23 protein-coding genes and 1 riboswitch are annotated in these 22,951 nt (G+C 40.4%); of the genes, 13 read left to right on the top strand and 10 right to left on the bottom strand.

Annotated features, from left to right (window positions below; translation table 11 throughout):
• Positions 1-20: 20 nt before the first annotated feature.
• On the bottom strand, positions 21-917 hold the full coding sequence (locus MHB83_RS04445) for a PhzF family phenazine biosynthesis protein (protein WP_342496677.1): 897 nt from the start codon (positions 915-917) through the stop codon (positions 21-23).
• Between the two features lie 200 nt (positions 918-1,117).
• Here MHB83_RS04445 and MHB83_RS04440 point away from each other — a divergent pair, with 200 nt between their 5' ends.
• Positions 1,118-1,681: an Imm64 family immunity protein gene (locus MHB83_RS04440; RefSeq protein WP_342496676.1), complete on the top strand. Its 564-nt coding sequence runs from the start codon at positions 1,118-1,120 to the stop codon at positions 1,679-1,681.
• Positions 1,682-1,727: 46 nt separating this feature from the next.
• On the opposite strand, the gene MHB83_RS04435 is transcribed toward MHB83_RS04440, so the two are convergent.
• Positions 1,728-2,438, bottom strand: coding sequence for a GntR family transcriptional regulator (locus tag MHB83_RS04435; protein ID WP_050944627.1), 711 nt, complete (start codon positions 2,436-2,438; stop codon positions 1,728-1,730).
• Between the two features lie 154 nt (positions 2,439-2,592).
• Here MHB83_RS04435 and MHB83_RS04430 point away from each other — a divergent pair, with 154 nt between their 5' ends.
• The 3 genes from MHB83_RS04430 (at position 2,593) to MHB83_RS04420 (ending at position 7,072) form a co-directional block, all read left to right on the top strand.
• On the top strand, positions 2,593-4,491 hold the full coding sequence (locus tag MHB83_RS04430; RefSeq protein WP_342496675.1) for a beta-glucoside-specific PTS transporter subunit IIABC: 1,899 nt from the start codon (positions 2,593-2,595) through the stop codon (positions 4,489-4,491).
• Between the two features lie 9 nt (positions 4,492-4,500).
• Positions 4,501-5,940 (top strand): 6-phospho-beta-glucosidase BglA, encoded by a 1,440-nt coding sequence (gene bglA / locus MHB83_RS04425; protein ID WP_342496832.1) that lies wholly within the window; start codon positions 4,501-4,503, stop codon positions 5,938-5,940.
• 151 nt (positions 5,941-6,091) lie between these two features.
• Entirely contained in the window at positions 6,092-7,072 is a 981-nt protein-coding gene (locus tag MHB83_RS04420; RefSeq protein ID WP_340990493.1) for a restriction endonuclease, read from the top strand.
• Between the two features lie 4 nt (positions 7,073-7,076).
• Here the strand turns inward: MHB83_RS04420 and MHB83_RS04415 are convergent, their stop codons facing one another.
• Positions 7,077-7,238, bottom strand: coding sequence for a hypothetical protein (locus tag MHB83_RS04415; protein WP_342496674.1), 162 nt, complete (start codon positions 7,236-7,238; stop codon positions 7,077-7,079).
• 141 nt (positions 7,239-7,379) lie between these two features.
• Here MHB83_RS04415 and MHB83_RS04410 point away from each other — a divergent pair, with 141 nt between their 5' ends.
• From MHB83_RS04410 to MHB83_RS04385, 6 genes are all read left to right on the top strand, one after another.
• The gene (locus MHB83_RS04410; protein WP_212046698.1) at positions 7,380-8,615 is read left to right on the top strand and encodes a TerD family protein; all 1,236 of its coding nucleotides are present in this window, start codon (positions 7,380-7,382) and stop codon (positions 8,613-8,615) included.
• Between the two features lie 204 nt (positions 8,616-8,819).
• The gene (locus MHB83_RS04405; RefSeq protein ID WP_342496673.1) at positions 8,820-10,502 is read left to right on the top strand and encodes a T7SS effector LXG polymorphic toxin; all 1,683 of its coding nucleotides are present in this window, start codon (positions 8,820-8,822) and stop codon (positions 10,500-10,502) included.
• 19 nt (positions 10,503-10,521) lie between these two features.
• Positions 10,522-10,848, top strand: a complete 327-nt coding sequence (locus MHB83_RS04400) for a hypothetical protein (protein WP_003215251.1) — start codon at positions 10,522-10,524, stop codon at positions 10,846-10,848.
• A gap of 123 nt (positions 10,849-10,971) precedes the next feature.
• Positions 10,972-11,265, top strand: a complete 294-nt coding sequence (locus MHB83_RS04395; protein WP_342496672.1) for a tRNA-Val4 — start codon at positions 10,972-10,974, stop codon at positions 11,263-11,265.
• A gap of 201 nt (positions 11,266-11,466) precedes the next feature.
• Positions 11,467-11,880 (top strand): hypothetical protein, encoded by a 414-nt coding sequence (locus tag MHB83_RS04390; RefSeq protein ID WP_342496671.1) that lies wholly within the window; start codon positions 11,467-11,469, stop codon positions 11,878-11,880.
• Between the two features lie 328 nt (positions 11,881-12,208).
• The gene (locus tag MHB83_RS04385) at positions 12,209-13,402 is read left to right on the top strand and encodes an MFS transporter (protein ID WP_137054129.1); all 1,194 of its coding nucleotides are present in this window, start codon (positions 12,209-12,211) and stop codon (positions 13,400-13,402) included.
• 210 nt (positions 13,403-13,612) lie between these two features.
• Here the strand turns inward: MHB83_RS04385 and MHB83_RS04380 are convergent, their stop codons facing one another.
• The 3 genes from MHB83_RS04380 to MHB83_RS04370 all read right to left on the bottom strand — a co-directional run bounded on the left by MHB83_RS04380 (position 13,613) and on the right by MHB83_RS04370 (position 17,174).
• On the bottom strand, positions 13,613-14,515 hold the full coding sequence (locus MHB83_RS04380) for a quinate/shikimate dehydrogenase (RefSeq protein ID WP_284907552.1): 903 nt from the start codon (positions 14,513-14,515) through the stop codon (positions 13,613-13,615).
• Positions 14,516-14,533: 18 nt separating this feature from the next.
• Positions 14,534-15,715, bottom strand: a complete 1,182-nt coding sequence (locus tag MHB83_RS04375; RefSeq protein ID WP_044139103.1) for an MFS transporter — start codon at positions 15,713-15,715, stop codon at positions 14,534-14,536.
• 439 nt (positions 15,716-16,154) lie between these two features.
• Positions 16,155-17,174, bottom strand: coding sequence for a LacI family DNA-binding transcriptional regulator (locus MHB83_RS04370; RefSeq protein ID WP_342496670.1), 1,020 nt, complete (start codon positions 17,172-17,174; stop codon positions 16,155-16,157).
• A gap of 264 nt (positions 17,175-17,438) precedes the next feature.
• A riboswitch (glycine riboswitch) is annotated at positions 17,439-17,518 on the top strand.
• A 162-nt stretch (positions 17,519-17,680) separates the two neighbouring features.
• Between MHB83_RS04370 and MHB83_RS04365 the strand changes: the two genes are divergently transcribed.
• Positions 17,681-19,027 carry an amino acid permease gene (locus MHB83_RS04365; protein WP_050944619.1) on the top strand — a complete coding sequence of 449 codons (1,347 nt, stop codon included), beginning with the start codon at positions 17,681-17,683 and terminating at the stop codon, positions 19,025-19,027.
• A gap of 46 nt (positions 19,028-19,073) precedes the next feature.
• On the opposite strand, the gene MHB83_RS04360 is transcribed toward MHB83_RS04365, so the two are convergent.
• Positions 19,074-19,754 (bottom strand): DUF3169 family protein, encoded by a 681-nt coding sequence (locus tag MHB83_RS04360; RefSeq protein WP_342496669.1) that lies wholly within the window; start codon positions 19,752-19,754, stop codon positions 19,074-19,076.
• Complete coding sequence (locus MHB83_RS04355) at positions 19,751-19,957, bottom strand: helix-turn-helix transcriptional regulator (protein ID WP_342496668.1); 207 nt, start codon at positions 19,955-19,957, stop codon at positions 19,751-19,753. Before MHB83_RS04355 ends, MHB83_RS04360 begins: the two co-directional genes overlap by 4 nt.
• A gap of 171 nt (positions 19,958-20,128) precedes the next feature.
• Here MHB83_RS04355 and MHB83_RS04350 point away from each other — a divergent pair, with 171 nt between their 5' ends.
• Positions 20,129-20,752 (top strand): CoA pyrophosphatase, encoded by a 624-nt coding sequence (locus MHB83_RS04350; protein WP_342496667.1) that lies wholly within the window; start codon positions 20,129-20,131, stop codon positions 20,750-20,752.
• An 11-nt stretch (positions 20,753-20,763) separates the two neighbouring features.
• Here MHB83_RS04350 and MHB83_RS04345 read toward each other — a convergent pair whose 3' ends face one another.
• A complete protein-coding gene (locus tag MHB83_RS04345; RefSeq protein WP_003215117.1) occupies positions 20,764-21,246 on the bottom strand; it encodes a DUF4188 domain-containing protein in 483 nt (160 codons plus the stop codon).
• A gap of 4 nt (positions 21,247-21,250) precedes the next feature.
• The gene (locus MHB83_RS04340; protein ID WP_342496666.1) at positions 21,251-21,802 is read right to left on the bottom strand and encodes a PadR family transcriptional regulator; all 552 of its coding nucleotides are present in this window, start codon (positions 21,800-21,802) and stop codon (positions 21,251-21,253) included.
• A gap of 175 nt (positions 21,803-21,977) precedes the next feature.
• Between MHB83_RS04340 and MHB83_RS04335 the strand changes: the two genes are divergently transcribed.
• The gene (locus MHB83_RS04335) at positions 21,978-22,856 is read left to right on the top strand and encodes a hypothetical protein (RefSeq protein WP_050944616.1); all 879 of its coding nucleotides are present in this window, start codon (positions 21,978-21,980) and stop codon (positions 22,854-22,856) included.
• Positions 22,857-22,951 lie beyond the last annotated feature (95 nt).

Below are 22,951 nucleotides of genomic sequence, written 5' to 3'. Positions count from 1 at the left end.
CTCCCATTCAAGCTGATGGTTTATAAGGTCAACACACCGCGAATAGTGATAACCGCCGCGCCTGCCACTTTGATCTCAGGCTTTGATTCATTCGGAATGACCGTGATACGAAGGATGCCAGGCCTGCCGATGGCATCCCCTTGGGCAATGTTCAGATGAGTGATTTCTTGCTGAGAAATGATACCCTCTAAATAAAGATAGCCAGCCAATGCTCCATTTGCTGCCCCTGTCACCGGATCTTCGGGTATACCGATCCCAGGTGCAAAATCCCTCGTGTAAAGATCAACTTCTTTTGTGGTATGAAATGTATAAAGGTGAGTCGTCGTGATATTCTGTTCTTTATTCATTTTCCCTAATGCCGCTAAGTTCGGTGCCGCTTGATCAATGTCTTGCTGGTGCTTCATCGGAACGAGAAGATGCCAGTTTCCGGTGTTTGCTAATTTGATAGGATAAGATGGATCAATGCGGTCACTGCTGACACCAAGCATGTCACTAAGCTCTTCTAAATCAATCATAAAATCTCGCGTTTTCGGCGTCACCTGCGTCATTTCCACATCGATGACTTTGCCATTTTCTTCGTGCCATACAACAGGAACATTGCCAATCTTCGTTTCTAACACGACCCCTGTTTTCTCTTTTGCCAGCCCAAGCTCCGTCGCCAAAAGCCAAGTCAATCCAACAGTCGCATGCCCGCAGAAATTAACCTCTTCCGTCGGTGTAAAGTATTTGACGCGATAATCGGCTTCCTTATCATGGGCAGGCAGCAAGAAGACAGATTCCGGTAAATTCAACTCCTTGGCGATATTCTGCATCTCATCCTCCGTTAAAAGATCACCATCCAACACGACCCCAGCAGCATTTCCTCCAAATTTCTCAGTTGTAAATGCATCGACGTGGTACACTCTAATGTCTCTCATATAATGAATCCTCCTGTACATTCTTGTTACGTTTATCATAAGTTTGTTCAATGCATTCGTAAAATGAATCTTTTTGATACTTTAAATCGGAGGTGTTCATGTAAGGGGATGAGTTTTCTCAGAATACAGGTTTGAGTAAAGTATAATGAAAGAAAAAATAAAGCGAGGGATGCATGATAGCTATGGGTGGATACATCAATATGGGAATCGTTTTTTATGAGGCCATTCATTTACCAAATACTTTTCGCCAATTGTCTGATTATCTAGCTCAAAAAGAAATGTCTATTACCAAAGTAAAGTTTAGTCAGGATCCTGATGGCGAAATGTGGATTGAACACAGAATAAAAGAAAATACCATCAAAGACGATGTCTTTGATGGTTATTATATGGAGTTTGTATTGTCGGGATCGAAGCTAAATGATATGACCATCAACATACAAAAAGAAACAGGTTATGTAGGGTTTGTTATCTCTTTAAAGTGGACAGAGGTTGTTTCTCATGATTTCATTCATCTTCAGCAGGAGATCATACGCTGTCTTGTGGACCTTTATCATACGCTGACGTTTGAATATGCTTTCATTGGACATGAAATTGAAGTAGAGATTCATCCAGATGAGTTCGAAAAGTGCCTGCAAGAACAGCATGCTTTTCCGGTTGCTCTAATTGGCAAAAGAGATCATATAGACATTTATTATGGTGATGTGGCGATTGACGGCATTTCTTCTCAAGAAAGAAGGAGGGAATGTGTAAAGATTGAAAGGTAAATCGTAAGAAAGCCTCCTGATTGTCTCAGGAGGCTTTTTCCATCCATCACCCATAATAATTATTCGCCTGAATAAAAAATTGGGATTGCATGTAGTTATATGTGATTTTCGAGAAATCGAAAGGCTGGCCGTTTGTGAGATGAAAGACGGTTTCGACGCGGAGAGCGGGATCGTCTTGTTTGAGGCCGAGGTGTTTTGCTTCGGTTTCATTCAGTTTGCCCACTTGTAAGTACATATCGGAAAAGCCGACTTTGAGCCCAAGGCCTTCACTGATGAATTTAAAAACAGAATCGGCGGCAATTTCTGTGTTGAGATAGGGAATGATGGTTTTTCTGTAATAGGATTCTTCTAGACATAAGGTTTGTCCATTGATGTAACGGATGCGTTTGAGGTAAAAAACATCCTCATCTTGTTCAATATTCAAATTAAGCGCTGCTTCTTCAGGCGGTTTGATGGTGTCTAGCATTAAAACCTCTGAAGTCAGTTGAAATTCCTCTAAATCTTTTTTAAACCCTTGATTGGATAAAAGGCTGATGTAGCCCTTGCGTCTGTGTCTTCGAACAAAGATGCCGCTGCCCCTCACTTGATAGATAATTCCTTTTCTTTCGAGTAGGTCTAATGATTTGATAATGGTGCTTTTGCTCACAGCAAATTGGCTCATGAGGGTTTCAAGTACAGGAAGCTTGTCCCCTTGCTGCAGCTCATGGGTGACAATATATTTTTCAATATCGCTCGCAATTTGTTGATACTTTAACATAGCCATTCCTCTTTGTTTTCACGATTTATTGTCTTTGATTATAGCACATACCGATTTTTCTTTGATATGTTAATTGAAATGATATATGTATTGATAAATTGTACCGGTATAATTATAATGTACATATACTAGTGGTGATAAAGGGGGGGTTTATATGTCAAAAGTGAGGGATTATCAAAAGCTTGCAGAAGACATCTTAGAGGCAGTTGGCGGAGAAGAAAATGTGGTGAGTGCCGCAAGATGCGCCACGCGGCTGCGTTTGGTACTAAAACGTTCAAATCCTAAGGCCAAGGAAGCTGTCAACGCGATGCCCGGCGTTATTACCGTGGTGGAAAACGGCGGTCAATTTCAGGTCGTCATCGGCCAGCATGTTGGTGAGGTATACGAGCATTTTGCAAGCCTCGTTCAGCTTGAAACGTCGAGTGATGACCAGCCTAATGAAAACAAAGGAACGATACTGAACCGTGTCATCGCGACCATGTCAGCTGTGTTTGCGCCTTTTGTGTATATTTTGGCCGCAGCTGGTATTTTGCAAGGTGCCCTTATCCTCATTAATCTGTTATTTCCAAGCTTTTCGAAAACGGGAACGTATGAAGTCTTTAGCTTTATTTCCTGGGCGCCGTTTACGTTTTTGCCAATCTTTATTGCCATCACAGCAGCCAAGCATTTTAAAACGAATATGTATATCGCCGTAGCGTGTACAGCAGCGCTTGTTAGTCCGGCTTGGACAGAAATTGCTGGACGTGTAGCTTCAGGTGAAGGCGTTACCTTTTTAGGGATTGCGTTATCTGAAACTGTTTATACGTCATCCGTTTTGCCTCCGCTGTTCTTAGTGTGGATTCTTTCATATGTAGAGAGATTTTTAAACAAACGGATTCACGAGGTTGTCAAACCGTTATTTGTGCCATTTCTCTGTATGGTCGTCATGGTTCCGTTAACCATTCTAATAATTGGTCCACTGTCAACAGCAGGTGCAAATGGGATTGCAAACGGATACAATATCTTGGCAGAAAATGTACCAGCTTTAGCAGGCGCCATTATCGGTGGATTCTGGCAAGTGCTTGTCATTTTCGGCGTTCACTGGGGCATCACGCCAATGGTGCTCGCCAACTTTGAACAGTACGGAAGGGATTCCTTCCAGGCATATCAAACCATCGCTGTTATCGCTCAGGTCGGCGCAGTGTTAGGGGTTATTTTAAAAGCAAGAAACCGCGAAACTCGGAAAGTCGGAGTGTCAGCTGGAATCACGGGACTCTTCGGAATCACCGAGCCAGCGATTTACGGTGTTACCTTACGTTTTAAAAAGCCGTTTATTTTCGGATGTATTTCTGGAGCAGCCGGTGCCATCGTTGCCAGCTTCTTCACACCTTATTACTTTGCGTATGCAGGTTTGCCTGGTCCACTGACAATTGTGAACGGAATTAGTGCAGATTATCCAACATCGATCATCGGTATCTTAATTGGTGTTGCAATTGCGCTGATTTTACCAGTTGTGCTCATTCAAATGTTTGGTTATGGGGAAGATACAGTAGAACAGACGGCTGGTGCAACACCTGTCAAAGATCAAGATGAAGAAAATAAGAATGCTTCGTTGAACAATGAAGAAACAATCACTGCACCACTTGCTGGAAAAGTACTCGCATTATCTGAAGTACCGGATGCCGTATTTAGCTCTGGGGCGATGGGCAAAGGGTTTGCGATTGAACCGACAGATAATAAGCTGTATGCACCGTTTGACGGCAGCGTCGTCATGCTTGCACCAACAAAGCATGCCATTGGACTTCGTTCAGAATTTGGTGTGGAGTTACTTGTTCACGTAGGAATTGATACTGTTTCTCTAGATGGCTCAGCGTTTACACTCAAGATCAAAGAAGGTGACAAGGTGAAGAAGGGTGACTTGTTGATGACATTTGATCAAGAAGCCATTGAAAGCAAAGGATTAAAAACAGTCACACCGGTCATCATCACCAATACACAAGCGTACGAAGATGTGATCGTAGAAGAACTATCGACATGTCAGCCAACGGACGTCATGATCACAATTGTGAAATAGGAGGAATATATAATGACATTACCAAAAGATTTTCTATGGGGCGGAGCATTAGCTGCACATCAATTCGAAGGTGGATGGAATGAAGCAGGAAAAGGCCCAAGTGTTGTGGATGTAATGACAGCTGGTGCCCACGGAGTACCGAGACAAATTACGGAGTCGATAGAAGACAGCAAATTTTATCCGAATCATGAAGCAATCGATTTCTACCATCGTTACAAGGAAGATATCGCGATGTTTGCCGAAATGGGGTTAAAATGCTTGCGTACATCGATCGGCTGGAGCCGAATTTTCCCAAAGGGAGATGAAGCGGAACCGAATGAAGCTGGTTTACAATTCTATGATGATGTATTTGATGAACTGCTCAAGCATGGCATCGAGCCTGTGATTACACTGTCTCACTTTGAGATGCCGCTTCATTTGGCAAGAGAATACGGCGGATTCAGAAGCCGAAAAGTCGCTGAATACTTCGCGAAATTCGCTGAAGTGTGCTTCAATCGTTACAAGGACAAAGTCACATACTGGATGACATTTAATGAAATCAATAACAAAATGGATGTCAACAACCCGCTGTTCCTATGGACAAACTCAGGGGTATCAGTCAAAGAAGGCGAAAATGCCAAAGAAATCATGTATCAAGCAGGACATCATGAGTTACTAGCAAGTGCATGGGCAGTAGCAAAAGGCAAAGAAATCAATCCTGCTTTTCAAATTGGTGCAATGGTATCTCACGTACCAATCTATCCGTATTCCTCAAATCCAGAGGATGTCATGCTTGCTGAAGAATATATGAGACAACGCTATTTCTTCCCAGATGTACAAGTTCGGGGCTACTATCCGAGCTATGCACTGAAAGAATTCGAACGCGAAGGCTATCATATTCCGTTTGAAGAAGGCGATGAAGAAAGCTTAAGAAAAGGAAAAGTAGATTATCTTGGTTTTAGCTACTACATGTCGACAACAGTTAAAAGTGATGCAGTGTCTGATAACGACGGAGACATTGTCAACGGAGCCCTTCCACATGGTGTAGACAATCCTTATATCACATCAAGTGACTGGGGCTGGTCCATTGACCCGACTGGCTTAAGATATACGTTGAATCGTTTTTACGATCGTTATCAAATCCCGCTCTTCATCGTTGAAAATGGGTTTGGTGCTATAGATCAAGTGGAGGAAGACGGTTCCATTCATGACCCAGAACGAATTCAATATCTCGCTTCTCATATTGAAGCACTGAAAAAAGCCATCGAATACGACGGTGTTGACCTGATTGGCTACACACCGTGGGGTATCATTGACATCGTGTCATTCACAACAGGTGAAATGAAAAAACGCTACGGCATGATCTACGTTGACCGCGACAACGAAGGCAACGGCTCAATGAAGCGCCTTAAAAAAGATTCGTTTACTTGGTACCAAAACGTCATTGCCACGAATGGTGAAGAAGTATAATAAAGGAAAAAATAGAAGCCCGGGTGAGCGTGGTATATGCTTGTTCGGGTTTTTGCACTCTTTCGGAAAAATTGGTGTGTATATCCTTTTGTTCACTAGATATAAGTCTTATAATTTAGTAAGAAAGAAGAGTGAAATGGGGAGATTGTAAATGACGAAATGGTGGATGGTTCGTGCAGGTGACCAGAATGATTTAATTCCGATGTGGGAAGAGAAAGGGTTAGCATCAATCGGTTGGCCGAAATTAGGTAATCCAAAACAATATCAAACAAAGCAAGAGATGAATGCCCGAGCTGATGTCATCTTCGCCGAGAGCAAACCTTTTACAAGAAGAAGCTGGGTTAGTCAGGTATGGAGGTTTAGTAGAGAAATTCAAAATGGAGATCGAATTATTACATACATAAAAGAAAGCCGTGAATATCGAGTTGGTACGGTGACTGCTCCACATTTTTTTGATGAAGCAGCAGGGGATAAAATGTATCCAAATCATATTCAAGTCAACTGGGAACCAATCGCAGTGAAACGAGATTCTCTCAGTCAATCAGCTAAAAACAGCCTCGGTTCTATATCAACTGTTTTTCGTGTAGATGATTGGGGGAAAGAAATTGAACACCTACTTAAAAACCCTACTTCTATACCAACATCCGAAGATGAAACCGAAGAAGATGAAATTATTGAAGATTTAGTCAGCAAAGCAACTGTGATGATTGCAGATAAGGTGGATAAATTGGATCCGTGGAAGATGCAAGACTTAGTCGGGGGCTTACTGCAAGCTATGTCATACAATGTTCGTGTGAGTCCAAAAGGTCCTGACGGCGGTGTAGATGTATTAGCTTATAAAGATGCATTTGGATTTGAAAAGCCTATTATTAAAGTACAAGTCAAGCATCGAAAAAATTCAGCCAGTGCACCAGAAGTGCAGCAATTATTAGGAGCCAACCCCATGAATGCAAATAGTTTATTTGTTTCTACTGGCGGATTTACCTCTCATGCAAAAGCTATTGCGAAGCATAATGAAGTTCATCTATTGGACTTAGAAGAACTCGTCAATCTTATTGTACATTGGTATGAGGATATGCCAACAGAGACAAGATCTTTATTACCTTTGAAAAAAATGTATGTGCCTGAGTGATTTTTTATTGTTTAAGTTTTATTAATGCCTGAATACAAAGAAAAAAGAGGGTTATGGCGATAAAATAGTTCATTGAGTTGTGAAAGATCTTAATGTTCAAGGATATTTGAAGAAGGATCCAAAGGCCGAACATCACCATAATAGCAGGAATGATTCTTTTATACACATTGTTTCGAGAGTGGTTTGTTTTTAGGTATCGCAGCAGAGGTTGAAAAGAGATAAAGATATGAATAGGTTTCATTACATGATTTGGTATAATTGATCTATAAAAACGTTAAATGGTAGATGAAGAATAGGAGTTGTTGTAATGAATCATACTTTGCAAATGGGAGCCAATACCGTACTAAACTCTCCAAAGGGACAGGTATCCATCAGCTATGAAGTGTCATCTGAAATTGATATTTCTTTAACGGCGTTTCTTTTAACAGATTCGGATCAGGTTGAAGGAGATCATGGCATTATTTTCTACAATCAACCAGAGAGTGCTTCGGGTGCAGCGGCACTTTTACCAGCAGAGGTATCAGGTCAATTGAAAAGGCATCAATTGAATTTTGATATGAGCAAAGTGCCTGCTGGAATCACAAAGATGGCTATTACATTAACAGAAGATCAAGGAACGGGCTTTTCTCAAGTGAAGCATTTGCAAGCAGAAATTCGAACAGGTGACGAGGTGTTTTATCTAACACCAGTAAACTTTACAAATGAAAAGGGCATTGTCGTGGTAGAGCTGTATATAAGAAATGGTGATACGAAAGCACGATCAATCTGGCGAGGTTTCGATTCTGGACTGGAAGGGCTATGCAAGCTTTATGGTGTGGAGGTTGAACCTGATGAACAGGATATTTCTACACCTCAATTGGCTCCTGAAAAACAATCAATTGATGGCCCTGCTCAAACGAAGACAATGACTAAAGAGAAAGTTGTTGCACCTATCAGTTTAGAAAAAGTTCAAGGTAAAATTAGTCTAGACAAAGGTCATAAACCGATCATAATAGAGAAAACGCCTGAGATCACAGCGACAGTATCTTGGGAGTCCGGCACCGATTATGATATTTATGCATTGGTCTACACAAAGTCAGGAAAGCAAGTAGATGTGGCTATGTTTGGGGCGAAAGGAATTTCTGCTCTCAAAAGTTACGGCAACGGAGCTGTTGAGCATATGGGAGATGTCGGTAGAGACCATGAATCAATGAAAACAGAAGTTATTAAACTACGGTTAAATGATGATATCCTTGCTGTCGTTCCGGTTGTTTATTCTGCTCAATCAAACGGGACAGGTTCTTTTTATAGATATAGAGTATCTATGAGTATCGATAATCATCAAGGAACGTCTGTGACGATTCATTCCAAACATGCCAATGACAATGATCGTATTTATTCTTGTGTGCCAGGTATGCTTCAAAATACAAATGATGGTGTGATCATCCGCCCACTTGAGCTTTATAGCAAACCAAACTCTGAGCGGAGACCTAAATTAAAAATGAAGTCTTCTAATGAAATTGAGGTATTGATGGATAAAGGACCTGTCAATGATTATAAATAAAACGGATGTATGGCTAGACAGAGCAAAGTGCTTTGTTTAGCTTATTTTATTTAGCCCTTTAAATAGAGAGTCTATTCCGTTTTTTATGTCAATTAACCTATTTTTCCGTTTTGGTGGACACGGTAAAATAGACTTTATGATCAATAATGGAGGGAGTGACTTCTTCTGGGCAAGATACTTGATGCAAAAGCACTAACAAGTGCCATGGATGCAAGGGCAAAACACTACCAGGAACTCCGTGAACAAATGGTAGATTTAAAAAAGGCACTTCAAGGCGTGGCTAACCTCGGTGATGATTTCACTGGAAAAGGTGCCGATAACATTAAAAGCTTTTATAAAGAACTGGCTGGAAATGTAGATATGTTTATCAGCTTCATTGATAAGCAAAAAGCCTTTCATGAAGGTGTTTCTGGGACACTTGATGATACGAGTTTTGGCGGCGAAACCTTCGTAGAAGAACACTTTTTAGACAACGCTGTACATATGGGCATCAAAAATGCCAAAAGCATTGTGAAGGATCAAAAAAAGGCGCTTAAAACGATTTTTCAAGACATCGACGACCTCATTTCTCTAGAAGTATTTGATAGTCAAACCTTTGATGAAAAAATTGCAGATGCGGAAGACGAGCGAAAAAAGACGATCAAAGACCTAAGAGAGCTTGATCAAAATTTAAAAGATGAATATGCTTTGTCAGAAACGGAGCAGCAAGCTACAATGGCATTGTATACGGAAATGATGAATGCCACAAATGACGGAAAAGCCATTTCGCCTATGAATTTTGACAAGAAAGCGTATCAAAATAGTGAAATCTACAAGGCAAAAAGCGATATTGAGAAGCAAACTTCTGAATATCTGAAAATCAAAAAAGAACAAGAAGAGGCCCGTGAGATTGCAAAGGAACAGGAAGCACTCGCCAACCGCCCTTGGTATGAAAAAGCACTCGATTATGGCGGAAATATCGTCAATGAATTGACAGGTGTGAACGATGCAAAACGTGCCGCAACAGGTGTTGACCCGATCACAGGTGAAGAGCTCACCGCAGGACAGCGCGTCGCCGCAGGCGGCATGGCAGCAGCAGGTTATATCCCAATCGTCGGATGGGCAGGTCGTATTTTCAAAGGTGGAAAAGCCGTCTATAAAACAACTCAAGCCACATCAGCCGCAGTCAGAGCAGTCGACATTTACAAGACATCGCAAAAATCCTTTGACGCCTTAAAAACATCTCAAAAAGGCTTATTTGGTCTTACCGCCACAAATGGCTTCAGCGAAGCGATTACAGGGCGTGATATGTTTGGGAATAAGATCTCGAAAGAACAGCAGGAAGCAAGTATGAACGCGGCTCTTGGAATCCTTTTGCCGTTTAGTAAAAAGAGCATCAATGGTAGTCTGAGGATCGGAGAACAAAAAGTTGCTGAGAAAATAATAGCAGAAAGAACCAAAGGATTAGATTTAAGGAAGCACCCTATACAAAGAAAGCAGTTAAGCACTAAGAAGATGAAAGAGCTGAAAGACAAATTTGAGAATAGGACGATTACGAAATTAGAATATGAAAATTATAAATGGAATAAAAAGTTTGCCAAACATAGAAACACTGGTGTGAATGAGTTTTGGTATCAGGAACGTCAAAGAATTTTGAATAAAGAGGATCCAACCAGAAACTGGGATAAGCAGCAATTAAATGATATTCTAAATGGTAAGAAGCCTAAAGTAGATGGAAAAACTGTGCAAGGTCACCATTCTTACAGTGCATCACAATATCCACATTTAGCGAACAAAGGCGAAATTATATATCCAGCTACACCAAATGAACATTTTAATGGTTGGCATGGAGGTAATTGGAAGAATAGTCTACCTGGAGAAAGAATTAAACCTATTGACGATTTCTAATCTATGGAGGAGAAACTAAATGCCTAAAATGAAAATGCGAATAGAGAAAGATGATGATCAAATCAAATATATCTCGATTCTAAGAAAACATACAGATAAAAGTATTTCTGAAATAAAAGAAGCAATAAATAAAAATGATTTTATTTTATCTTATAATTTATTAGATATTGATGAATTGAAAGAGATGAAAAACATTATAAGTTTACTAGAAAAAGCTGGAGCTAAAATGCATATTTATGAAGATAGCCGAGAGGTTAGTGTTGAATTTTTAGATAATCTTATTGAATCTTATTTAGATACAGAAAGGTATCTAGAAGAAGTGGATGAGCAAATAAATGAAGATTAATTTTTGTGGCTTTGAAACAGATGACAAGTTGGACTGTATAAATTAGTCACTATAAACCCTTCATATGAATTTAAGGAAGATCAATTTGGTGACTGACATATGAATTTAAGGAAGATCAATTTGGTGACTGACTTAGCAATAATACTCCCAGAAGAAATAAGTATTTTCTCAGATTTTATCCAAGATATTTCAACAGAAGAAGTGGATGAGTATATAGAATATATTCAAAATGTTATAGATGGAGTTTATGAAAACTTTGAAATTACATTGAATGCTACCAGTGCAAGTATCAAAAGAGAAGAGACAATCGTTGAACATCATTATAGAATTGAAGAACCTCATGAAAATAAAATTGAAACAAAAGAATTCATAAGGCTGTTGTTAATTTGGAAAGAGAAAATACCAGAAATATCCTAAGATTAAATATCATATTGCCGATTAGAATAATGATTCAGGCACTTGATTAGTCCTTTAGGCTACAAGTGCTTTTGTTTAATTAGAGATCTTAAGATGTTTGAATACAAAAAGTAAGGTAACCCTAAAATGGTGATATCTATGAATAACAACAGAAACTCAAAAATCGAAACCTTAAAAAGAAAAAGCAGAAGAAAGCACTTAATGAACGAATTAAGCTATATGACACTTCCAGAAAACGCATTTTTAGATATCGAAGAAAATCAATTGTTTTGTCAAAAGGTTTTTACTTTCCTTCAATCAAGAGAAGAGAAAGTTCAAATACATGGAAACCACTACCGAGAGCATATTGAGAATTCTGAACAAATGTTAAAGGAAATGGTTAAAAAGGTAAAAATAACACCTACACAAGGCAGAATACTATTTTTTCGAGATCATGAAATTGAAGCCCTTTTAGTGAATGTGGGTGAAGTGTTTAGTCATTTAAACCAGCTTCTTGAGCAGACCAAATTTTCAACTGGATATGGTGATTTTCTTTTAGTCGCAGAGGATTTTCGTTTTGGTTTATGCATAGAGCGAACGGAATATTATTATGAGCTAAGTATTTGGGGGGTATAATAATTAACGATGAATAGAATTGACACATCTTTTAGGGAGTGGAATGAGCCACTCTTTTTTTCTAACGATGGAGTCATACGCTTGATCGATGATTTTCTCTCAAATTTAAGCAATTCACTATCATTACCTTTCACATTCATATAAAATAAGAGCAGTGAAAAATTGAAGAAATGCTTGATACATGAAGGGCATGTAAGCGGTGAGCTGCATGACATGATGAGATGTATGAACGTGAAGGCTGCAAAGCTGTTCTTCCTCACATATGAGTTCTTATAAGCGTAACCATTATTTATCACTTCATTGCGATGGTGTTGAGGGGTGTGTCAGGATGAGGAATCCGTATGTGAGAACGGCTTCTAGTCTTTATATCAATTATTTTTTATTAGGGATGGTCAATATTATATTGGCTTCCAATATGCCATTTTTAATCAAACAGTTAAATACCAATAGTGCAGGAATTAGTTATATGATTTCGGCGCTTGGCATTGGCAGGGTACTCACGTATGGTTTATCGGGCGTGCTGTCAGATCGTTTTGGGCGAAAGCCGGTCATTTTGGTTTCGGGTGTGCTGATGGCGGTGTTCCTCATCGGAATTCCGTTGTCTCCAAATTACCAAATCGCGTTTGCGTTTGCGATTTTGGCAGGGGTCGCGAATTCAGCGATGGATGCAGGGACGTATCCTGCATTAATGGAGGCTTTTCCGCAAAACTCGGGATCTGCGAATGTGATGGTGAAGGCCTTTATATCCATTGGGGCAACCATCTTGCCATTGGCGATTTTCTTTTTAGCAGAGCATGATTTGTTTTATGGAATAGCATTTTTTGTTCCTGCTCTGATCTATCTTGTGAATGTCTTGATGCTGTGGACCTTGCCATTTCCGAATCATCGCAAGGTGGAGCAAGTCCAGGTAACGGAGCATGACGGACTTCCGCGCTTCTCGACAGAGCCTACATTTTGGAGAGAAGGGATCGCACTCATTGTGATCAGCTTTACGTCAAATGGGCTATATGCGTTGCCGCAAATTTGGCTTCCCACTTACGGTGAGGCCATATTGGGGATGACATCGGGCAGTGCTGTGAAACTGCTCAGTTACTATAGCATGGGCGGGCTGCTGTCTGTCGTGATGCTCGCATTTCTGTTGCGCCGTTTTGTCCGTCCGGTCACTGTGCTGCTGATCTATCCAATCATTACGCTTGTTTCCATTTGTGTGCTCTTGGTCGTGAAATCCCCAGTCATCGGAACCGTCAATGCTTTTGTATTAGGATTTTCAACAGCAGGAGTTTTTCAGCTGACGTTAACTGTGATGGCTGAATTCTTCTGGAAAAACAAAGGGACGATGACAGGAATTATCTCCACAGCGGGCGGTGTGTCGGCTATCGTCATTCCGGTCGTAACAGGTTTAATTCAGAGTCACTTGTCCATTTTACAAATCTTTATGTTCGATGCAGTGGTGGCTGTTGGGGCCATTATCGGCGCACTGTATATCCTGTATCGATACCGCCAAATCATGGTACATGATTAAAAAAAAGACGACCTCCGCTGGAAGTCGTCTCAGCGTGTAGACAAACCCTCGCATTCTTTGTCAGGGCTGTGCTCCTGTGCTCGCCCTTCCTAGACTGCAAAGGTTTTCTATCACGCTGAAAAGAAGACAAAGGGCTAAAATGAAGATCATTTTAGCCCTTTGTCAATAATTTAAGACGACCTCCGCTTAGGAAGTCGTCTTTCTTTTGTATTAGAAACGGTCGTTTTCAAAAAGAATCTGTTTCACTTGATCAACTGGCATATCTTCACCAGTAAAGAGTTTGTAAGCAAGTGCACCTTGCCATAGCATCATGCCAAGACCGTTAATGGTTTTGGCGCCAGCTTCCTGTGCTTGAGCAAGGAGCTTTGTTTTTTGCGGATTGTATACGACATCTGTCACGATTAAATCTTCACGCAGAACATCAAGCGTATCATCGATGATGCTGAGCTGATCTAGTGGTTTCATGCCAAGGCTTGTCCCGTTTGCTAAGATTGCACTTTCTGCTACTTCACGGCGGAACGCGTCTTTGTCTTCAAGTGGGAAAATGTTCGCTTTGACACCAAATGATTTCATTTCTTTGTTGATGTACGTCACATTTTCTTCAGCTTGAACAAAATATTGATCATTACGAGCAAAAATACTAATTTCACGAATACCAGATTGTGCAAGCTGAATCGCAATCGGAGTAGCGGCACCGCCTGAGCCAACGAGTGTGACCTTTTGTCCAGCTAATTCAACGCCATGCTCAATCAAGTTTCTCACGTAGCCAAGACCATCTGTGTTGTAGCCAATCAGCTTGCCATCCTTGTTCACAACGGTGTTGCTTGCACGTGTGTATCTTGCAGAATCGTCTAGTTCATCTAAGTAATCCAATACTTTCATTTTGTTCGGCATAGAGACGTTAAATCCAGCAGCACCCATTGCTTTCATACCGTATACGGCTGCTTCTAGTTCATCATTCCCTACTTCAAATGCGAGGTAAGCATAGTTGATCCCTGTTAGTGTATAGCCAAGGTTATGCATCCGTGGTGAAAGGCTGTGCCCGATTGGTGTAGCAAGAAGACCGACTAATTTTGTTTTCCCATCAATATTTCGTTCATGTATGTTTGTCATGATTGACATCTCCTTTAATTATCTAAATAATTTTTTCATGCGTCCAAGAACAAAGACCGCTAGCAATACGCTCATAACCGCAATGATCATATCGAAAAATAACGTCATTTTAATATCGTACGTGCTGACCAACCCACTTGTAATGAGCGGCACGAGAATAAACGCGGAGCTTGCCGCAATGTTGACGTAGGATGAAGCCGTTGCTTTGTTTGTCGGGAATAGTTTCATCATGATACTCATCGCCAGCTGGAAGATTCCCGCTGTAAATAGCCCTAAGAAAAAGGTGCTGACAATCACAATGCTGTATGTTTCGATTTGAAATAATGAAAGCATCGCAAGGAATGCTCCAATTGGATAAATAATTGCAACCATAATAGGTGAAATGAATTTATCTAAGACGATCGACAGCAAGAGAACAGACACCAGTGCACCGATACTAAAATAAGATAGAAGCTGTGTGGCTTGTTCTGTGCCAAGTCCGATTAATTTTAACCCGAGCTGCGGAAGCCATGTCTGCCATACGACAAACAATGCAGTCGACGTGAACCCCATGAGCACAACAGCTAAGCCTTCACCAAGCATTTTAGGTTCTTCCTTCATTTGTTCCTGTACTGGAAGGTCATCCTGTGAAGAGACTTGCTTATGGTTCGGGAACGGCATAAAGATTAAGTAAATCCCAACAAGTAAATAAAGAAGCCCTAGTCCAAAGAACGCCCAGCCCCAGAAGATGTCATGTGCAATAAGGAATGCCAGGATAAATGGAAGAACAGTCGCTCCAATTGAAACGGACGCCTTCACTAAAACAGAAGCTGAACTTGCCTTTTTAGGAAACGATTCTGTCAAAGCAGGATATGTTCCCGAATCAAGTAACGAGTTTGCAATCCCAGCAGAAATCGCAAAGATAAATGCTAGTGTATAACTCGTTGTCGTTGGAATACCGATTAAGAATAATAAGTAAAGAAAGTTTCCTGTAATAATGACAGGCTTACGTCCCCAGCGGTCGGCTAACCGGCCTGAGAAAAAGAGAGCAACCAGTTTACCAATTCCGATCGCCGATACAAGCAAGCTGATTTTCGGAATATCCACATGGTAGCGTTCAGATAAGCTGTCCATGTTGGAAGCTACAATAATATTGATCATGCCGAGCATGAAGTAGTTTAAATACATGCCAACAGACGATTTAATATAAGGATTTTTCATGTTCCCACTCCTATATTTGAAACCCTTTAGGGTCAAATTCTTTGTACACCCTTTGTTATTTCCTTAAAAGTAAATAATATGATGCCCATCACAACACCCCTTGTGTAGTTGATGAAAAAAATAATGAATATTCATCTGTTTTTCAATTAAGTACATCGTTCTACTGAAATATAAAAAATAATGACAGTCTTAATAAGAAAGTGGATCTTCATGATTTGATCAGAATCAGAAATGATCAATTTAACTGTTGTTGAATGAAAAATAACGAGCTGACGAGATAGGTATAACGATATACTAAAAGAAGCAACGAGATAAATATACTCCTGCGTTTTAAATGTGTCAAGTTTATGACTTTGTGATTTAAAAAAAGAAAAATGAAATAAAGAAATGGTTGACTTGATCAATAAAAAAAGAGAATTGCTGCACGCAATTCTCCCTTTCATGATGATGAGGTTTCTCTAATATGAAGTTGAGGTTTTAAGATCACTCGCTGCAGCTCTTCATCCTGCTCGTTCATTTTTTGATATAAAAGGTTCGCTGCTTTTACCCCGATGGATCGTGGGAATGAGGAGACAGTGGTGAGCGGCGGGTGATATAGCTCCGCTTCAGGGATGTTATCGAATCCAACCACATCGATATCTTCACCAGGCTTAATGTCCCGTGCTGCCAGTTCCTGAATGACCCCAAATGCGACTAAGTCACTAAAGCAAAAAATAGCAGTAGGAGGCTCGGGCTGGTTGATGACTTGGGTAAGGGCTTCCTTCCCGCCTTCACGAGTAGGTACCATATCGATAATAAGAGATTCATCAATTGTCAGGTTTGCCTCATCATGTGCTCTTTTGAAACCTTTCATGCGTTCAATCCAAGTCGATGAGGACTTGATGCCGCCTAAAAAGGCAATACGTCGATGTCCTTTTTGAAGAAGGTGATGTACCGCCATCCAAGTGCCTTGTTCATAATCAGCGCCGACATAGTCACAATGCACATCCGCTAATTCACGGTTTGCCAGTACTTTTGGGGTGCGAATTTGATTTAACTGTTTGACCGTCCGAGTAGAGCTTTTCGAAGCTAGGTTTAAAATAATCCCACCAACTCGATGCTCTACCATTGTGGAAATGAGCCGCTCCTGTTTATCGACACTGTCAAAGGTCGTACCAAGTAAAACAGTATAGCCCAGTGATTCAAGCGTGGTTTGCACGCCAATTAAAAACTCAGAAATAAAGGTGTTAGAAATATCCGTGACAATCACACCAACGATATTTGAGCTTTTTGACCGCATGTTGGCAGCAACGCGGTCGTATACGTATCCTAAGTCCTCCATGGATTGCAGTACTTTTTTTCGAGTGGCTTCAGAGATTCTAGGATTATTTCGAACAACAAGTGATGCCGTTGAAGTCGAAACACCGGCATGCTTGGCGACTTCCTGTAATGTGACACGCTGTTTGTTCATTTTTTTCATTTGTTTTCACCAACTTCCATGGATTTCCTAACTTTGTTCTTGATCAAGAGGGATTTCTCCAGCAAACGAGCCGAACATCTTTTGATTTATTATACATGAATCAAGAGGGATTGATGAAGTGAAGTTATATGGCTACCACCGTCAATCATAAAAGATTTCCATTGACAGCTTTCTTTTAGAGGCGTAAAATATGAAATTATTCAGAAATAGCAACATTTTAATTAAATAACGAAGGCTATGAATGCTGTGGGTCACACTATGGCAGGAGCAGCTTCTGGAGAGACCGCATGAATGTGCGGCGCCGAAGGGTTCACAATCTCAGGCAAAAGGACAGAAGAGTACGAAATATTGTATTTGTAATGCATGGATGACGCCGTGTATTGCTTTTCGCTATTTTGCTATTCTTTTATGACCGAGAGATTGGAGCGCATCCAATCTCTTTTTTTATGGACTTTTTGAGAGTTCATTATTTCAGTATAAGATCGTGTCGTAGGAGGGCGTTAGCATTGGAACAACAAGAATTGAAACGAGATTTATCAAACCGCCATGTTCAGTTGATTGCAATTGGCGGAACCATTGGAACTGGGCTATTTTTAGGCTCTGGAAAGGCCATTCAATTGGCAGGTCCATCGATCATTTTTGCTTATTTAATTGTCGGGATGGCGATCTTTTTTGTCATGAGGGCACTTGGTGAATTGCTCTTATCGAAGACAGGCTATCAGTCATTAACCGATATTGCAGAGGACTACCTTGGTCCGTGGGCATCCTTTGTGACAGGGTGGACGTATTGGTTTTGCTGGATTATGACCGCGATGGCGGATGTTATTGCTGTCGGAGTGTATGTGCAGTATTGGTTTGATATCCCGCAATGGATTCCTGCCATCATTTGTTTGTTAATTTTACTAGGATTTAATTTATTAACGGTGAAGCTTTTCGGAGAAATGGAATTTTGGTTCGCACTCATTAAAGTGATTACGATTCTATTATTGATCGGCGTTGGAATTGTCCTTTTAATCATTGGTTTTCAAACAGATACAGGGCCTGTGACGGTAACAAATCTTTGGTCACACGGCGGATTATTCCCTCATGGTGTCACAGGCTTCTTACTGTCATTCCAAATGGTCATCTTTGCGTATGTGGGAGTGGAACTGGTCGGTGTGTCCGCAGCAGAAACAGCCAATCCGCAAAAAAACATCCCGTCTGCGATTAATAAAATTCCATTAAGAATTCTATTTTTCTATGTGGGCGCCATTTTTGTCTTACTATGTATCAACCCATGGACTGAGCTCAGTGCATCAGAAAGTCCTTTTGTAAAAACCTTTGGGCTGATTGGAATTCCAGTAGCAGCGGGACTCATTAATTTTGTTGTCTTGACGTCTGCGGCTTCGGCTTGTAATAGCGGTATGTTCTCGACGAGCCGAATTTTGTATAATCTCAGTCATCAAAAACAGGGCCCATCTTCCTTTGGACGTCTGAATAAGCACGCTGTTCCAAGTAATGCACTATTCGTTTCAACAATTGTGGTATCGGTCGGTGCTCTCTTAAGCAAGCTAATTCCGGAACAAGCCTTTGGTATTGTCACAACCATCAGTGCCATTTGTTTCATTTGGGTATGGAGTATTATTTTAATTTGCCATTTGAAATATAAAAAAACAAAGCCTGAACTGCATGCAGCATCTACCTTTAAAGCACCGTTCACACCTTTTGTAAACATTTGTGTTCTTGTCCTTTTTGCTGCCATTCTTGTGATCATGCTGTTTGCGGATGCAACACGCCCGGCGCTCTTGTTAACACCGGTTTGGTTTGGTTTCTTATTATTGATTTATGCACGAAAGAAACGCCGTGCGTCATAATGGACGGAAAAGCACAGCCTTTGCATTGGGCTGCGCTTTTGTTCATTTAACGATTTCTAATCCTGAACATATAATTTGCATTCAAAATGATTAAAACAAGTCCAATCACGATGATTGAGAAGAGTTGAGAGTGATTGGCTCCAAGGGAATACACAATCAGAATAAACATGGCACTGGTCAATAAGATGTTCATCATTTGATACGTGTGAAACAGTCCGCCAAGCATCACATGCTTTTCACCTTCGTCAGAAATAGCGAGCAGCTTTTTACTATAATCTTTGTCAGACGGGCTTGGGAGATTGCGATTAGGGTAGACAAGTTGTAGAACGGATATCGCTACATAAGAACTGATAATGGTGACGATAAATAAAGCAACATTGACGAGAATCAGCCAAATAGGCTGTTCGGTAACGATAGCCATACCGGTGGCAATTATGGACAAAATGGTACTCACCGTATTGGATAAAGTCGAATCAGTAAAGGTGCGATACTGTTTTGCTTCGAGTTCATCCTCTTCATCTCCAGATACCGAAAGAGATACTCTTTTCTTCATACGTGAAATCCCTGAAAAACAATAAACAATCAATACAATCGTCAATCCACTGATGACAAGTGTCGCTTCGAATGCAATATCAAGAAGTGTCATTTCAAATTCGGCAGCCAGCAGACAGTAAGCGCTGAGAAAGCCAAGGAGAGCACCTGAGAGAAGTTTGTATACAGTTTTCATGATAGTTCATCCTCCTCGAATAGAAAAATACGTTCAATGGGTTCCTGAAAAATTCGTGAAAGCTTAACAGCGAGCAAGAGAGACGGCATTAATTCATCGCGTTCCATTAAGCTGATGGTCTGACGAGAAACCTTTGCACGCTTGGCAAGCTCAGTTTGGTTCAAATCATCACGTGCACGAAGCTCTTTTAGCCGATTTTTCATTCTGTCACCTCAATTTTGATCTGAATCTTTCTTTGATTGTAAAACATGTTATTCAAATTGACAAGTAAAGTTGTCAATTTGATAAAAATAATTGTCAGATAAGATCATCTTTCTTCAAAAGGTAAACCATGATACGCTAAAAGAAAGAGAAACAGAAAATAGGTGATGCCCGTGTTCATTGACCAATTAAAAAATGACTTACATCAATCTCAACCGTTATTTATTGGAGAAGAAACAGCGTTCAAAGCTGCAGTCCTTGTCCCTTTGGTGCAAGTAAACGGAGAATGGCATATTTTATTTGAGGTGCGATCGCTCATCATGAGAAAACAGCCGGGAGATATTAGCTTCCCAGGTGGCAAACTCGACGGCAGCGAAACAGCACAGGAAGCTGCATTGCGAGAAACACATGAAGAGCTGGGCATTCCGCCAGAATCGGTGGAGATTCTTGGACAGCTTAGTCCTTACATTGCGTCTCCATCCTTCGTGGTCTACCCATATGTCGGGATCATTGATGAACAAAAAGTGAAACACTCCTTCAATCAAGAAGAAGTAGAAGAGACTTTTACTGTGCCTCTATCATGGCTAAGTCAATATGAGCCGTACCTACATCATGTATCCGTTCAGCCAACACCTGCTGAGGATTTCCCTTATGAAAAAATCATGAATGGTGAGAAGTACCGCTGGGGAAGCCGTTCGGTAGAGGAATGGTTTTATGATTATGAAAACTACACCATTTGGGGATTAACAGCCCGCATATTAAAGCATTTTGTGACCGTTGCAAAAAGAAATTCCTAGAGATTCGCTCTCTAGGAATTTGTTGTTTTCAACCGTTCTTTCGCTGTTTGTTTTCCTTTACCAATTGGAATAGGCGCTCTCGCTTGGCTCAGTCCATAGGAAGGCATATTCACATAGACAGATTCATACGAGCCGGCTTGAATTTGATAGGTTTCATGATAAATACCCACTGCGTCATTGTTCTGAGCCCTCTGATGGAAGTTCTTCCAAGCCGCCAAATGTTTTTCCATCTTCGCATAAGCCAGAAGGTCATCTGTTGATTTCCAATATTGGATCATCGCTGTCGTACGTAAGCCAAAGTAATTCTCTGTCCCGAGGAAACCAAGCTCATCTTGATGGGTATACAGCTCTTTGATCATGCCAGGCATCGCCATGAACACAGGCATCCATTGATGAACCGCCCAGCGTTTGTTGATCCGCATGCCGATAATAAACACAACAATCGAGTCAGAATTCTCTGTTGTAAATCTGCCAGCACGTATGTCTTTTTTCATTCATTTACCCTTCCTTCTTCATCAAGTGGGATGTTTCCGCGCACCAATCAATTCCTGCTTGAGCCACTCTTTTTCCGTAATCTAAAGTAAACAGCCAATACTTCGCATCTGCTTCATCTGGATAAAGCTCTTGAATGTTTTCTTCAATCGAAACATAGGTCTCATAACGGATACGAAGCTGCCTTTCATAATCCTGTAGCAGTACCAGCTTTTTCTCAATCGAAAGATATTGACCGAAGAATAACTTTAATAACACTTCATTTCGTTCCGTTGGTAACTGATCGAGAGGCTTTGCCAGCCACTCTCTTAACGTCTCCAGCCCTTTTTCAGTCAAATGATATTCCCGCTTGTCGGAGCGACCTGACGTAGAAGCAGGTGAAACCTCAGCAAGGCCTTCCTCGACTATTAACTTTAAAGCTGGATAAATTTGTCCATAACTAATTTTCCAAAAATGATGCAAGCTCTTATCAATTAATTGCTTCACTTCATACCCAGACTTACAATCTGTCGTTAAAATACCTAAAATCGCATACGTCGTATCATTGTATTTTTTCATATCAGCACACCTATCTAAAAGATATATCATTTAGATATATAATAATTGATATTCAGTGGAAAATACAAGCAGGTTTTAAAATTTTCTAAAGGAGGTGAAGAGATAACAGATTTTGTTCATTGTGTTTTGACATGATAATGGAGAAAAAATACACATGTTAACAGAGGAGGTACGTATGAGCAAATTGAAAATGTGGATCGTGTCTATCCTAACAGTGCTAGTCATTGGTGGAGGCAGCTGGACAGCATATCAAGCAATTGCACAAAAAAACTCATTGAACCATTCCTATGCATTTGCGTATAAAACGAAAGATAGAATGAGCTGGTTTAAGGTATCTGAGAGTAAAGGGAAAGTAACGGGGCATTTGAATGAAAAGTATGTAGAAGAAGTGAGATGGGATCCGCATATCTATAAAAAACAATTTGTCTTATCCGGCAGTTCAAAAGAAAACGGGTATGAATTCAAAGTCACACAAGGTAAAGAAACGATCGTATACGAAGTTCATTTTTCAGGAAAAGACCTTTCAGTGAAAAAACAAGGCGAAAAGAAAAGCACGATTTATAAGGCAATCAATCAAAAAAAGCTAGATAAATATCATAAAGATATTCAAAAACGATATGATTATCTATTCGATACCGCGGAAAATAGGTTTTATGATAGTATGAGAAACTTCAAGGAGAAAGTGGCGAAGATCTATGGTTTTCTCTATACGGCAAAGGACAAACAACTATTTTTACAGGTGAAAACGATGCATATTGAGCTTGGATGGACCGGCTCCCTTCTAATAACAACTGTTCCTGAAAAAGAGTGTAAGCCTTATAAAGAAATGAGATTAGAAGTTTCGGGTGAGACGGATGGAAGAAATTTTTTTATGGGCTATGAGCCCTCAATTGAAGATGGAATCATTCAAGGTTCCACTGATCGAGATGTAAAATCAATCAAACTTCCATTTAAAATGACAGGCGGTACCGTAGAGTTAAAAGCGGTCACGAAAAAGGAATATCAAAAACAAGCGAATGCTTTCAAAAAGCAGGCGGAAGAAAGAAAAAAATAGATGGTGGAAACCAGATGAGTAAACTTATCTGGTTTTTTATCATGGAGATAGTTCTTATTGATGATAAAAGGATATCGATGTATAAACAAGCGAGA

Source organism: Bacillus sp. FSL K6-3149, assembly GCF_038630515.1.
GTDB lineage: Bacteria > Bacillota > Bacilli > Bacillales > Bacillaceae > Bacillus > Bacillus pumilus.
This window is presented reverse-complemented; position numbering and strand designations above follow the sequence as displayed.

Excerpts from the sequence above, each read along its gene's own strand:
- MHB83_RS04445 (WP_342496677.1), bottom strand. The coding sequence starts at position 917 with ATGAGAGACATTAGAGTGTACCACGTCGATGCATTTACAACTGAGAAA.
- MHB83_RS04440 (WP_342496676.1), top strand. The coding sequence starts at position 1,118 with ATGGGAATCGTTTTTTATGAGGCCATTCATTTACCAAATACTTTTCGC.
- MHB83_RS04435 (WP_050944627.1), bottom strand. The coding sequence starts at position 2,438 with ATGTTAAAGTATCAACAAATTGCGAGCGATATTGAAAAATATATTGTC.
- MHB83_RS04430 (WP_342496675.1), top strand. The coding sequence starts at position 2,593 with ATGTCAAAAGTGAGGGATTATCAAAAGCTTGCAGAAGACATCTTAGAG.
- MHB83_RS04420 (WP_340990493.1), top strand. The coding sequence starts at position 6,092 with ATGACGAAATGGTGGATGGTTCGTGCAGGTGACCAGAATGATTTAATT.
- MHB83_RS04410 (WP_212046698.1), top strand. The coding sequence starts at position 7,380 with ATGAATCATACTTTGCAAATGGGAGCCAATACCGTACTAAACTCTCCA.
- MHB83_RS04405 (WP_342496673.1), top strand. The coding sequence starts at position 8,820 with ATGGATGCAAGGGCAAAACACTACCAGGAACTCCGTGAACAAATGGTA.
- MHB83_RS04400 (WP_003215251.1), top strand. The coding sequence starts at position 10,522 with ATGCCTAAAATGAAAATGCGAATAGAGAAAGATGATGATCAAATCAAA.
- MHB83_RS04390 (WP_342496671.1), top strand. The coding sequence starts at position 11,467 with ATGAACGAATTAAGCTATATGACACTTCCAGAAAACGCATTTTTAGAT.
- MHB83_RS04385 (WP_137054129.1), top strand. The coding sequence starts at position 12,209 with ATGAGGAATCCGTATGTGAGAACGGCTTCTAGTCTTTATATCAATTAT.
- MHB83_RS04380 (WP_284907552.1), bottom strand. The coding sequence starts at position 14,515 with ATGACAAACATACATGAACGAAATATTGATGGGAAAACAAAATTAGTC.
- MHB83_RS04375 (WP_044139103.1), bottom strand. The coding sequence starts at position 15,715 with ATGAAAAATCCTTATATTAAATCGTCTGTTGGCATGTATTTAAACTAC.
- MHB83_RS04370 (WP_342496670.1), bottom strand. The coding sequence starts at position 17,174 with ATGAAAAAAATGAACAAACAGCGTGTCACATTACAGGAAGTCGCCAAG.
- MHB83_RS04360 (WP_342496669.1), bottom strand. The coding sequence starts at position 19,754 with ATGAAAACTGTATACAAACTTCTCTCAGGTGCTCTCCTTGGCTTTCTC.
- MHB83_RS04355 (WP_342496668.1), bottom strand. The coding sequence starts at position 19,957 with ATGAAAAATCGGCTAAAAGAGCTTCGTGCACGTGATGATTTGAACCAA.
- MHB83_RS04345 (WP_003215117.1), bottom strand. The coding sequence starts at position 21,246 with ATGAAAAAAGACATACGTGCTGGCAGATTTACAACAGAGAATTCTGAC.
- MHB83_RS04340 (WP_342496666.1), bottom strand. The coding sequence starts at position 21,802 with ATGAAAAAATACAATGATACGACGTATGCGATTTTAGGTATTTTAACG.
- MHB83_RS04335 (WP_050944616.1), top strand. The coding sequence starts at position 21,978 with ATGAGCAAATTGAAAATGTGGATCGTGTCTATCCTAACAGTGCTAGTC.